This is a genomic window from Caulobacter segnis (genome assembly GCF_029543125.1).
In the GTDB taxonomy this organism is placed as follows: domain Bacteria; phylum Pseudomonadota; class Alphaproteobacteria; order Caulobacterales; family Caulobacteraceae; genus Caulobacter; species Caulobacter segnis_D.
This window is the reverse complement of the sequence record NZ_JARQWW010000002.1, coordinates 860,537-872,798: the sequence shown is the minus strand read 5'-3', so window position 1 is coordinate 872,798 and position 12,262 is coordinate 860,537. Positions and strand designations below refer to the sequence as shown.

General features: G+C 68.2%; 11 protein-coding genes. 6 read left to right on the top strand and 5 right to left on the bottom strand.

The window, feature by feature from the left end; translation table 11 throughout:
• Positions 1-10: 10 nt before the first annotated feature.
• From P7B02_RS08905 to P7B02_RS08895, 3 genes are all read left to right on the top strand, one after another.
• Positions 11-433 carry a hypothetical protein gene (locus P7B02_RS08905; RefSeq protein WP_277785964.1) on the top strand — a complete coding sequence of 141 codons (423 nt, stop codon included), beginning with the start codon at positions 11-13 and terminating at the stop codon, positions 431-433.
• A gap of 100 nt (positions 434-533) precedes the next feature.
• Positions 534-1,721 carry an acetyl-CoA C-acyltransferase gene (locus P7B02_RS08900; protein WP_277785963.1) on the top strand — a complete coding sequence of 396 codons (1,188 nt, stop codon included), beginning with the start codon at positions 534-536 and terminating at the stop codon, positions 1,719-1,721.
• Positions 1,722-1,856: 135 nt separating this feature from the next.
• Entirely contained in the window at positions 1,857-1,991 is a 135-nt protein-coding gene (locus P7B02_RS08895; RefSeq protein ID WP_277785962.1) for a hypothetical protein, read from the top strand.
• Here the strand turns inward: P7B02_RS08895 and P7B02_RS08890 are convergent.
• Positions 1,988-2,392, bottom strand: a complete 405-nt coding sequence (locus P7B02_RS08890; protein WP_277785961.1) for a COG3650 family protein — start codon at positions 2,390-2,392, stop codon at positions 1,988-1,990. The two genes, P7B02_RS08895 and P7B02_RS08890, sit on opposite strands and share 4 nt — an antisense overlap.
• Positions 2,393-2,441: 49 nt before the next feature.
• On the opposite strand from P7B02_RS08890, the gene P7B02_RS08885 reads away from it, so the two are divergent.
• The 3 genes from P7B02_RS08885 to P7B02_RS08875 all read left to right on the top strand — a co-directional run bounded on the left by P7B02_RS08885 (position 2,442) and on the right by P7B02_RS08875 (position 5,056).
• A complete protein-coding gene (locus P7B02_RS08885; protein WP_277785960.1) occupies positions 2,442-3,566 on the top strand; it encodes a DNA cytosine methyltransferase in 1,125 nt (374 codons plus the stop codon).
• Between the two features lie 81 nt (positions 3,567-3,647).
• Positions 3,648-4,634: a cysteine synthase A gene (gene cysK, locus P7B02_RS08880; protein WP_277785959.1), complete on the top strand. Its 987-nt coding sequence runs from the start codon at positions 3,648-3,650 to the stop codon at positions 4,632-4,634.
• 11 nt (positions 4,635-4,645) lie between these two features.
• Positions 4,646-5,056, top strand: a complete 411-nt coding sequence (locus P7B02_RS08875) for a very short patch repair endonuclease (RefSeq protein WP_277785958.1) — start codon at positions 4,646-4,648, stop codon at positions 5,054-5,056.
• Here P7B02_RS08875 and P7B02_RS08870 read toward each other — a convergent pair.
• The 4 genes from P7B02_RS08870 to P7B02_RS08855 form a co-directional block, all read right to left on the bottom strand.
• Entirely contained in the window at positions 5,053-6,786 is a 1,734-nt protein-coding gene (locus tag P7B02_RS08870; protein WP_277785957.1) for an ATP-binding response regulator, read from the bottom strand. The two genes, P7B02_RS08875 and P7B02_RS08870, sit on opposite strands and share 4 nt — an antisense overlap.
• Before the next feature lie 146 nt (positions 6,787-6,932).
• Positions 6,933-8,684 carry an ATP-binding protein gene (locus P7B02_RS08865; RefSeq protein ID WP_277785956.1) on the bottom strand — a complete coding sequence of 584 codons (1,752 nt, stop codon included), beginning with the start codon at positions 8,682-8,684 and terminating at the stop codon, positions 6,933-6,935.
• A 152-nt stretch (positions 8,685-8,836) separates the two neighbouring features.
• Positions 8,837-11,017: a 3-hydroxyacyl-CoA dehydrogenase NAD-binding domain-containing protein gene (locus P7B02_RS08860; RefSeq protein ID WP_277785955.1), complete on the bottom strand. Its 2,181-nt coding sequence runs from the start codon at positions 11,015-11,017 to the stop codon at positions 8,837-8,839.
• 25 nt (positions 11,018-11,042) lie between these two features.
• Positions 11,043-12,248: an acetyl-CoA C-acetyltransferase gene (locus P7B02_RS08855; RefSeq protein ID WP_277785954.1), complete on the bottom strand. Its 1,206-nt coding sequence runs from the start codon at positions 12,246-12,248 to the stop codon at positions 11,043-11,045.
• Between the last annotated feature and the right edge of the window lie 14 nt (positions 12,249-12,262).

Here is a 12,262-nt window from a genome sequence, read left to right as displayed (position 1 = left end):
GGAGACCACGATGATCGAGGACTTGATCGTCGAAATCTCGGCCAAGACGCCGCTTTCCCATGACCAGGCCCGCAAGGCCCTGGCCGGCGCTCTTTCGCTGATCGCCAAGCATGGCGAAGCCGGCAAGGTGGCTGAGCTGTTCGCCGCCGCCCCTGGCGCCCAGGCCCTGGCGGCCGAGGGCGCGAGCCAGCCGGCCAAGGGCGGGCTCTTCGGCGGACTGATGAAGGCTGCTGGCGGCGCCTCCGGCGCGGCCATGTCCGACGGCATGGCCATGCTGCAGACCCTGTCGCGGGCCGGCGTCGATCAGGACGGCCTGAAAGCCATGCTTCCCGTCGCCGCCGCCTGGGTGCGTGAACGCGCCGGCGGCCGTGACCTGCTGAACGAAACCCTCGCCTCCATTCCCGGCGTCGGCGGAATGCTGTCCCGCGCCTGACGTTAAGTCACTTTGGTTTACGTTTACGGGAACTGGCGCTCGCCCTGCGCTTGGCCTAGGGTCACCCTCAATTCAAACTAACGTTTAAGAGGGAAACGCCATGCGTGAAGCGGTCATCGTCTCCTACGCCCGCACCGGTCTCGCCAAGTCGGGTCGCGGTGGGTTCAACAACACCCACGGCGCGGCCATGGCCGGCCACGCCATCCAGCACGCGGTGCAACGCGCCGGCCTTGAAGGCGCCGAGGTCGAGGACGTGGTCCTGGGCTGCGGCGGCCCCGAAGGCGCCACGGGCATGAACGTGGCCCGCAACGCCGCCATGTGGGCCGGCCTGCCGGTGACCACGTCCGGCCAGACCATCAACCGCTTTTGCTCCTCGGGCCTGCAGGCCATCGCGACGGCGGCGAACTACGTGAAGAACGACGGCGCCGACGTGGCGGTCGGCGGCGGGGTGGAGTCGATCTCCCTGGTGAACATGGGCGGCCACATGAACCGCTTCCACATCACCGAGGAGAAGCTGCTCAAGACCCATCCGGCCCTGTGGATGGCGATGATCGACACCGCCGACATCGTGGCCAAGCGCTACAATGTCAGCCGGGAATATCAGGACGAGTACGCCCTGCGTTCGCAACAGCGCATCGCCGCCGCCCAGGCCGCCGGCCTGTTCAAGGACGAGATCGTCCCGATGCAGGTGAAGATGAAGAAGGTCGACAAGGTCACCAAGGAAGAGAGCCTGGTGGACTACGTGGTCGATCGCGACGAGTGCAACCGCCCCGACACCACCCTGGAAGGCCTGGCCTCGCTGGAGCCGGTGAAGGGTCCGGGGAACTTCGTCACCGCCGGCAACGCCAGCCAGCTGTCGGACGGCGCGGCCGCCGTGGTGATCATGGAGGCCAAGGAGGCCGAGCGTCGCGGCCTGAAGCCGCTGGGCGCCTTCAAGGGCTTCGCCGTCGCCGGCTGCGAGCCGGACGAGATGGGCATCGGCCCGGTCTTCGCCGTGCCCCGTCTGCTGGAGCGTCATGGCCTGAAGGTGGACGACATCGACCTGTGGGAGCTGAACGAGGCCTTCGCCTCGCAATGCCTCTACAGCCGTGACCGCCTGGGCATCGACCCGGAGAAGTACAACGTCAACGGCGGCTCCATCGCCATCGGCCACCCCTTCGGCATGACCGGCGCCCGCTGCGTCGGCCACGTCCTGATGGAAGGTCAGCGCCGCAAGGCCAAGACCGCCGTCGTCACCATGTGCATCGGCGGCGGCATGGGTGCGGCGGGTCTGTTCGAGATCTTCTAGGAAGCACTCTGAGCCTTCAGAAAATGGCGAAGCCGGCCGGGCTCAAAATCCGGCCGGCAAGCTCCACATTAGGAACCCGGCTCAACCCGCATCGGTTGAACTGTCACAATTCTTAATGCCGCTATGGAGCAAACCATGGCCCTCAAGGCCCTCATCGCCCTGGCCGCCGTCGCGGCCATCTCCGTCGGACTGCTTCTGCCCGTGCCGCATCACGACAACGAGGCTAAAGCCACCTCCGCGATCCCGACGCTGAATCTCAACAAGGGCTAGTTTTCTCCCCGCTCCCCCGCGGCCGCCGCGCAGCCCTTGAGCTTGCGCCCGCCGATCAGGGCCTCGGCCTTGAAGGGGTAGGACCGGTCCGACATGCCGTCAGAGCAAGGGCCCGCCGTCACCGTCAGCTTCAGCACGCCCTCCGCCGTTTTCGCCTCCCACCGAGTCGCCGAGGCGGTGCGGCTCGCGCCCGCATTGGGCGCGGTGACCGGCGGATGTTCCGGCCGCGTCAGGGCGATCTGCTCGGCGTCGATCATCACCGCCCAGAAGGGTTCGGTCCCCAAGGCGTCAATGGCGTCGGGGACCGGCAACGTGGCTTCCGAAGCTGGCGTCGCCCCGACGGGAGCGGTCTGGCAGGCGGACAGAAACCCGGCCAGGGCCAGCACAGCGACGCTCCGCATCGTCTTTTCCTTTTTGTCTCTTCCCAACACGCTTTAGCCTGCGTCGGCGATGAATCGCGCCGCGCCCTTTTCTTTCTACGAGTTCTTCGCCGGCGGCGGCATGGCCCGCCTGGGCCTCGGCGACGCCTGGGCGTGCCTGTTCGCCAACGACTTCGACCCGTTGAAGGCTCGAACCTACCGCGAAAACTTCCCCGACGCGCAAGCCCATATGCATGAAGGCGATGTGTGGGCGGTCGAGCCCTCCGCCTTACCCGGACGCGCCGACCTCGCCTGGGCCTCCTCGCCCTGCCAGGATTTCAGCCTGGCGGGCGGCCGCGCGGGCCTGAACGGCGGCAAGTCCTCGGCCTTCTTCGGCTTCTGGCGTCTGATGGAGACCCTCGACGTCGAAGGCCGCGCGCCCGGCGTGCTGGTGATCGAGAACGTCAGCGGCCTGCTGACCTCCAACGGCGGCCGCGACTTCCGAGCCCTGTGCGAAGTCCTGGCCGCGCGCGGCTACAAGGTGGGGGCTCTGGAGATCGACGCCGCCGCCTTCGCGCCGCAGTCGCGGCCGCGCATCTTCGTCATCGCCGCCCGCCACATCGCGCCGCATCTGCTCGGCGCCAGCCCTTTCCAGACCGAGGCCGTCCGCGCCGCTCATAACCGCCTGCCCGAAAGCTTGAAGGACGCCTGGGCTTGGTGGTCGCTGCCCGCGCCGCCGGCCCGCAACGCCGACCTGGCCAGCATTCTGGAGCCGGACGACGCCGTGAACTGGCGTGCCGAGGCGGACACCGAAGCCCTGCTCGCCATGATGGCTCCCCTGCACCGCGCCCGGGTGGAGAAGGCGCGCTCCGACGGCGGCCGGGCGGCCGGAGCCGTCTTCCGCCGCATGCGCGGCGGCGTGCAGCGCGCCGAGGTCCGCTTCGACGGCCTCGCCGGCTGCCTGCGCACCCCGCGCGGCGGCTCCTCGCGCCAGACGGTTCTGGTGGTGGACAACGGCCAGGTCCGCTCGCGCCTGATCACCGCGCGTGAGGCCGCGCGCCTCATGGGCCTGCCGGAAGACTACTGTCTGCCCAAAAGCCAGAGCGGCGGGCTGCACGTCATGGGCGACGGCGTTGCTGTCCCCGTGGTGCGCTGGCTGGCCGAGCATCTGCTTGAGCCCCTGGCGGCCGGTCCCCGCGCCGTCGCCGCCGAATGAGCCGCTGACAGCCCGCCCCCGACGGCATAAGGTCGCGACCATAGGGCCGGCCAACGAAAACCAGTCACGGAACTCCCCGCCATGGACGACGCCTCCAACCTGTACGACGCCGCGCGCTACAAGCGCGCCGGGCGCGGCAAGATCTACGACTCCATCCTCGACACCATCGGCGACACCCCCCTCGTCCGCCTGCCCCGTCTGTCGGCGGAGCTGAAGCCCAAGGGCGAGGTCGTCGCCAAGCTGGAGTTCTTCAACCCCATCGGCTCGGTGAAGGACCGCATCGGCGTGTCCATGATCGAGGCTCTGGAGGCCCAGGGCGTCCTGAAGCCCGGCGGCGCGATCATCGAGCCCACCAGCGGCAACACCGGCATCGCGCTGGCCTTCGTGGCGGCGGCCAAGGGCTACAAGCTGACCCTGGTCATGCCGGAAAGCATGTCCATCGAGCGCCGCAAGATGCTGCTGCTGCTCGGCGCCAAGCTGGAGCTGACCCCGGCCGAGAAGGGCATGCGCGGCGCCGTCGCCCGCGCCCAGGAACTGGTCGAGGAGACCCCTGGCTCGGTCATGCCGCAGCAGTTCGAGAACGGCGCCAATCCCCTGATCCACCGCGTCTCCACGGCGGAGGAGATCTGGAACGACACCGACGGCAAGGTTGACGCCGTGGTCAGCGGCGTCGGCACCGGCGGCACCATCACCGGCGTCGGCCAGGTGCTGAAGGCCCGCAAGCCGTCCCTGAAGATGGTGGCGGTGGAGCCCGAGGCCTCGCCCGTCCTGTCGGGCGGCGCGGCTGGCCCGCACAAGATCCAGGGCATCGGCGCCGGCTTCGTGCCCGGCATCCTGGATCGCGGCGTGATCGACGACATCGTCCAGGTCGGCAATGACGACGCCTTCGCCATGGCCCGCAAGGCCGCGGCGGTCGAAGGCCTGCCGGTGGGCATCTCCTCCGGCGCGGCCCTGGCCGCGGCCTTCCACCTGGCCAGCCAGGACGCCTATGCCGGCAAGTTGATCGTGGCGATCATCCCCAGCTTCGCCGAGCGCTACCTGTCCACGGCCCTGTTCGAGGGGCTGTAGGTCTAAAGGCCATGACCGACGTGTTCGACGCCGAAAAGCGTTCGGCGGTCATGGCCAGGATCAAGGGTAAGGACACCAAACCCGAGATGAGCGTGCGCCGGCTGCTGACGCAGCTTGGCGCGCGCTATCGCCTGCACCGCAAGGACCTGCCCGGCTCGCCGGACGTGGTCCTGCCGGGCCGCAAGCTGGCGATCTTCATCCACGGCTGCTTCTGGCACGGCCATGACTGCAAGCGCGGCGCGCGGGAGCCCAAGGCCAACGCCGACTATTGGCAAGCCAAGATCGGCCGCAACCGCTCGCGCGACACGGCTTCCCGCGAGGCCCTGGCCGCCGCCGGCTGGCGGGTCGAGACGATCTGGGAGTGCGAGATGAAGGACGAGGCGGCCTTGCGAGCGCGGCTGTCAGACCTGCTTGCCGGCTAGGCCGGAGCCGTCTCCCGCGCGCGGCGGCGCGTGACCAGGGCCTCGGCCATGGCGGCGTAGAGCTCGGCCCCGTCGATCGGCGCCGCCACCCAGCTGTTCATCCCCGCGCGCCGGCAGCCGTCCCAGTCGCGCGGCGCGGCCGAAGGGACGAGACCCACCACCGGGATGGCCCGATTGCCGCTGGGGCTGGTGCGCAGACGGCGCGTCACCTCGAACCCGTTCAAGCCAGGCAGGCCGGTTCCCATCAGGACAATATCGAAGGCCTGGCGGTCGAGCATGGCCAGGGCCGTTTCGCCGCTCTCAGCGACCGCCGGGCGCAGGCCCAACGGCAGCAAAAGCTCCATGGCGGCGCGGTGCAGCGCCGACGGCGCCGCCACCAGCACCCGCGCCCCGATCACCGCCGTCAGAATGTCCTGAGGCTCGGGCGCGTCGATGGGATAGACGCGGAAGCTGAGGGTGAAAACCGCTCCCTCCTCCGCGCCCGCCACGGCGGTCAGGTCGCCCCCCATCAGCCGCGCTAGTTCGCGGCTGATCGCCAGACCGAGGCCCGAGCCCCCCACGCGGGGCGACGCCCTGTCAAAGGGGGAGAAGAGCGCCTCCAGCTCTTCGGTCGAAGGCGCGGGACCGGTGTCAATCAGCACCACAGTGATCCCGATCCGCCCGTCATCACCACTCTTGGCCGACAAACGGATGGTGACGGAGCCGCCCTCAGCGTTGCGGATCGCGGTGGCGAACAGGGCGTTCAGCGCCTGGCTGATCCGCATGGGGTCGCCATTGACCCATCGGGGCAAGGTCGCGGCGCCTTCGAGCTTGAGCCGCAATCCCTTGCGCCGCGCCGCCGGCCGCCAGGCCCGCAGAACATCGTGCCCTTTCCGGCGCAGGTCGAAGGGAATGTGCTCCACCAGCATCCCCCCCGACTCCAGCCTGGCGAAGTCGGCCAAGTCGTTGAGCAGGCCGCGCATGGTCGAGCCTGAGCGGGCGATGCGTTGTCCCAGACCGCGCACCTCGGCCGCCGGCGGATGTGTTCCTTGCAACTGGGCGGCGGCGGCCAGGATGGCGTTGATCGGCGACTTCAGCTCCTGGCTGACCGTGGCGATGTAGCCCGCCTTGGCCCGCAGCGCCGCCTCCACCTCCAAGCGTCGCGCCTCGGCCTCGTTCAGAGCGTCCTTCTGCGCCGTGATCGCCCGCTCGAACATTCGCCAGGTGACCAACGAACTGCTCAGCATCAGCAGGCAGGCCAGGATGGTCACCGGCCGGTAGAAAGGCGTCACGTCGGGGTCGAAGATCACCACCAGGGCGGCGGTCAGCAGGTACGGCGCCGAGGAGGTCAGAAAGGCGATGCGCGACTGGGCGCTGATGACGATCAGGTTGATCACCGAACCGGAGATCAGGAACACCGCCAGCGCCGGACCATAGCTTCCGCCGAGCAGCCACAGAGCCCCGCAGATGCCGGACAGGATCAACGCGGGCAGGACGAACAGGGCGACGATGAAGATCATCCGGCCCCAGGACGGCTTTCGCCATTCCGCCCGGGCAGGGCGTATGGCCCAGACCTCAAGGACCTGGGCGGCGATATGGACGCCCATCCAGACCCAGACCGAACTGAACTCCGTGATCAGGTAGACCACCAGGGCGATCGGCAGGGCGGTGATCACCCGCAACGGCATATGCCGCCGGCGAGCCTCCGCCGCCTCCAACAGGCGCGCGTAACTCACGGAAAGATCGCGCATGGTCAAAACCCGAGCCCGGCGCACTATCGCGCGGAACTCACCTACAATTCAACCAAAGGTGTCAGGTTACAATCTTTGCTCGATATTTGAGAAATTCGCTCGAAATCGACCAATGTTCGTCGAATTATTCCCCGCGACCGGGCGAGTCAGGCGGCTTCCGCCGCTATGGCGCGAGACGTCAGCACTTGGCGAAGGGCGGCATGCAGTTCGGCCGGAATGACCGGCTTGGCCACATGGGCCTCCATGCCGGCCTCCCGGCAATCCTCCCAGTCCTTGTCGGTGGCCGAAGCGGTCACGGCGATCACCGGCGTCTTCTGGTTCGGCCCCGCCTCGCGACGCAGGCGGCGCACGGCGTCCCGGCCGTCCATGCCCGGCATGTAGAGGTCCATCAGCACGACGTCGAAGGGTTGCCGGGCCAGAATCTCCAAGGCCGTCTCGCCGGAATCGGCCGTCACCGGCAGCACGCCGAAGGGCTCCAGGATCACCTCCAGGGCGCGACGGTTCAGGACGTGGTCGTCGACCGCCAGGACCCGGACTCCCGCCAGGGTCGGCACGTTGGCCGCGGGCGGGGAGGCCGCCACCTCGAGATCAAGAGACAGGGTGAAGGCCGCGCCCGCGCCCGGACGGCTCTCGACGGTCAGTTCGCCACCCATCAGGCGGGCCAGCTCACGGCTGATCGCCAGACCCAGACCCGAGCCGCCATACTTGGCGGCAACGCCGGCGTTCAGCTGGTTGAAGGCGGTGAACAGGCGCTGGGCCGCCTCGTCATCAAAGCCCGGCCCTGTGTCCACGACGCTCAGCTCGAGGGCCAGACGCCCGTCGCGCCGCGGCTCGGCGTTCACCTTCAGCGTCACCGAACCGGAAGGCGTGAACTTGATGGCGTTGGACAGCAGGTTGTTGAGGATCTGCCGCAGGCGGGTCGGGTCGCCCTGCAGCCAGCGCGGCAAGCCCGCCGATCCTTCGATCCGAAGCCGAAGCTGTTTCTTCATCGCCTCCGGCCGCCAAAGACGCATGACGTCGGACAGCGTCTGACGAGCGTCGAAGGACACGGCCTCCACCGACAGGCGCCCCGCCTCGATCCTCGACAGGTCGAGCAGGTCGTTGAGCAGGTTGCGCATCATCGACCCGGCGTCGCCGATCACCTGGGTGTGGGTGCGCGTGGCCGCATCCGGCGCGTTGCGCTCCAGCACGGCCGCGCCGGACAGGATGGCGCTGATCGGGGTGCGCAGTTCATGGCAGACCACGGCCACGAAGGCCGACTTGGCGGCGGCGGTGGCCTCGGCCTCGGCGCGGCGGCGCTCATGTTCGGCGGCGATGGCCCGCTCGCGCAGGACGGCGGACATCGACATCCGCCAGGCGATCATGGCGTTCACGCCCACCAGCCCGCCGCCGATCAGCAGAACCGCCTTGGTGATCGGCGTCACGTCAGGGTCCAGCAGGACCACCCCGGCGGCCACCGTCATCATCGGCGTGACCATCGCCAGGAAGGCCAGACGTGAATAGGATGACGCTGCGATGACCTGCAGCAGGCCGCCGCCGAGCAGCAGGAAGGCGCAGACCGGGGCGAACTCGTTCAACTCCCGGACCGTCCACATGGGCACGGCGGCCAGGGCCCAGAGGGTCGACGGCGTCCCCGCCACGATCGTCATCACCGCCAGCCGAAGTCGCGTCGGCTCCCGCCAATGCTCCGCCAGACGGCTGCCCCTGAGAACATATCCGAAGATGTCGACGGCGGCGTAGGCCAGGCCCCAGCCCCAGATCCACGCCCAGGCGGAGCCCATCACGGCGAAGATCAGGCAGCAGACGGCGAAGGTGATGGACAGGCGCACGGGCGCGCCCGCGCGCCGCGCCGCGAGCGCCCGCATCAGGCCCGCATAGTGCTCGGAATAGGAGGCCATCTTCCTCACCCGTAAGAGCCTCAGGATCGCAGGGCACGGCTAATGGTTTGTAAAATCACCGCTTGCGGGCAGGCGGATGGACAATTCGCCGCAACGAATAAGGGCCGGCTCACCAGGAGCCGGCCCTTCCGCATCAGGATGCGAGACGCGCCTTAGGCGGCCTTCTGGGCCCCGGCGAAGCGTCCGTAGAAGGTCTCGCCCTTGGCGGCCATGTCCCGCAGAAGCTGCGGCGGGCTGAAGCGCGAGCCGTACTTCTGCGCCAGCTGATCGCAGGTCTCGACGAACTTCGCCGCGCCCACGCCGTCGATCAGGCTGATCGGACCACCGGTCCAGGGCGCGAAGCCCCAGCCCAGGATGGCGCCGACGTCGGCTTCACGCGGATCGACCACGACGCCTTCCTCGAAGCAGCGCGCCGCCTCGACCGCCTGACGATAGAGAAGCCGCGTGCGGATCTCCTCGATCAGGGCCTTGTCGGCCTCGGCCGTCTTCACGGGCGCCACGTCGGCCAGGCCCTTCCACAGGGTCTTGGGGCCGCTTTCCGGATAGTCGTAGAAGCCCTTGCCGTTCTTGCGGCCGTAGCGGCCGAGCTCGGCGACCATCTTCTCGATGATCGGGGTGAACGGACGGTCCTCGTACTTGTCGCCGAGGTCCTTCTTGGTCTGCTGGGCGATCTTGTAGGACAGGTCCAGGGCGACGTCGTCGTTCATCTCCAGCGGACCGCGGGGCATGCCCGTGGCGCGGCCGACATTGTCGATGATGGTCGGAGCGATGCCCTCGGCCAGCATCTCCAGGCCTTCCTGCACGAAGGTGCCGAAGCAGCGCGAGGTGTAGAAGCCTCTGGAGTCGTTCACGACGATCGGGGTCTTGCGGATCTTCAGGACGTAGTCGATCGACTTGGCCAGGGTCTCCTGGCTGGTCTCGCCGCCCATGATGATCTCGACCAGGCCCATCTTGTCGACCGGCGAGAAGAAGTGGATGCCGATGAAGTTGGCCGGACGCGCCGAGGCCTCGGCCAGTCCGGTGATCGGCAGGGTCGAGGTGTTGGAGCCGAACACGGCGGTCTCGGCCAGTTGGGCCTCGGCCTTCTTGGTGACCTCGGCCTTCACCTCACGGTTCTCGAACACCGCCTCGATGACGAGGTCGGAGCCCTTCACCTGGGCGTAGTCGGCGGTCGGGTGGATCAGGGCGAGGATGGCGTCGCCCTTCTCCTGGGTCAGCTTGCCGCGCGAGACGGCCTTCTTCACCAGGCCTTCGGCATAGCCCTTGCCCTTGTCGGCGGCTTCCTGGGTCTGGTCGATCAGCACCGTTTCGATGCCGGCCATGGCCTGAACATAGGCCACGCCCGCGCCCATCATGCCGGCGCCCAGCACGGCGACCTTCTTGACATCGTACTGCGGCACGCCGGCCGGACGGCCCGAACCCTTGCCCAGCTCCTGCAGCGACAGGAACAGGGTGCGGATCATGCCCTTGGCCTGGGGCGACATGATCGTCTTCAGGAAGTAGCGGGTCTCGATCCGCAGAGCTGCATCGATCGGCACCTGCAGGCCTTCATAGACCGCTTTCATGATGTTCAGCTGTGCCGGATAGTTGCCGTAGGACTGCTTGCGCAGCATGGCGTTGCCCATGACGAACACTTGGCTGCCGCCGGGGGTGTAGGGCCCGCCGCCGGGAAGCTTGAAGTCCTTCTTGTCCCAGGGAGCGACCGGATCGCCCTTGGTCTTCACCCAGGTCTTGGCGGCCTCGACTTCCGAGCCCGGTGCGACGACCTCATTGACCACCTTGAAGGCCAGAGCCTCCTGCGGCTTCATCGACTTGCCTTCCAGCAGGTACGGCGCGGCCTGCATCACGCCCATCAGACGCGGCAGACGCTGAGTGCCGCCGGCGCCCGGCAGCAGACCGACCTTGGATTCCGGCAGGCCCAGCTGGGTCTTCGGATTGTCGCCGACCACGCGGTAATGGCAGGCCAGGGTGATCTCCAGCCCGCCGCCGAGGGCCAGGCCGTTGATCGCCGCCGCCACCGGCTTGCCGCAGGTTTCAAGCGCGCGGAACGCCTTGTTCAAGGCGAAACCTGCGTCGAAAGCCTGCTGCAGATCGCCGCCGCCCAGGCCGCCGGAGCCGCCCAGTTCGCCCAGGTCCGCCCCGGCGCAGAAGCCGCTGGCCTTGCCCGAGGTGATCACCGCGCCCTTGATGGCCGCGTCGGTCTTGATGCGCTCCACCACCTCGCCGATCTCCTTGATCACGGAGGCGGTGAGGGTGTTCATGCTGCGTCCGGGGACGTCGAAGGTGACCAGGGCCACGCCGTCGCCATCAACCTCGATCTTGAAGTTTTCCATCACTCTAGTTCCTTGAAATCGAGGTTCAGACGCGTTCGATGACCGTGGCGGTGCCCATGCCGGCGCCGACGCACAGGGTGACCAGGGCGGTCTCCTTGTCGGTCCGCTCCAGCTCGTCCAGCACCGTGCCCAGGATCATCGCGCCGGTGGCGCCCAGAGGGTGGCCCATGGCGATGGCGCCGCCGTTCACGTTCATCTTCTCGTGCGGGATATCCAGGGCCTGCATCATGCGCAGGACCACCGCCGCGAAGGCCTCGTTCAGTTCGTAGAGGTCGATGTCGGCCACGTTCATGCCGAGCTTCTTGAGCACCTTCTCGGTCACGAAGGACGGACCGGTCAGCATGATCGAGGGCTCCGAGCCGATGGAGGCCATGCCCTTGATGCGGGCGCGGGGCTTCAGGCCCAGCGCGTCGCCCATCTCCTTGGTGCCGATCAGCACGCCGGCGGCGCCGTCGACGATGCCCGAGCTGTTGCCCGCGTGGTGGACGTGGTTCACGCGCTCCACTTGCGGGTAGCGCTGGGTGACCACCGAGTCGAACGCCATGTCGCCCATGCCCTGGAAGGAGGGGTTCAGCGAGGCCAGGCTCTGCATCGAGGTGTCGGGACGCATGTGCTCGTCATGATCCAGGATGGTCAGGCCCAGCTGGTCCTTCACCTTGATCACCGACTTTTCGAAGCGCTTCTCGGCCCAGGCCTTGGCGGCGCGCTTCTGGCTCTCCACCGAATAGGCGTCCACGTCGTCGCGGCTGAAGCCATACAGGGTGGCGATCAGATCGGCGCTGATGCCCTGCGGGACGAAATAGGTCTTGAAGGCGCTGGACGGGTCGGTCGGCCAGGCGCCGCCGTCGCTGCCCATGGGCACGCGGCTCATGCTCTCGACGCCGCCGCCGATGGCCATGTCGGCCTCGCCGCTCATCACCTTGGCGGCGGCCATGTTCACCGCCTCCAGGCCCGAGGCGCAGAAGCGGTTGATCTGCACGCCGGCCGTGGTCTCGGCGTAGTCGGCGGTCAGCACGGCGGTGCGGGCGATGTCCGAGCCCTGCTCGCCCACCGGGGCGACGCAGCCGAGCACCACGTCATCGACCTTGGAGGTGTCCAGGTTGTTGCGGTCGCGCAGGTTCTCCAGGACCTGGGTGGCCAGGGACAGGGCCGTGATCTCGTGAAGCGATCCGTCTTTCTTGCCCTTGCCGCGCGGGGTGCGCACGGCGTCGAAGATGTAAGCGTCGGCCATGGGGGTGGCTCCTT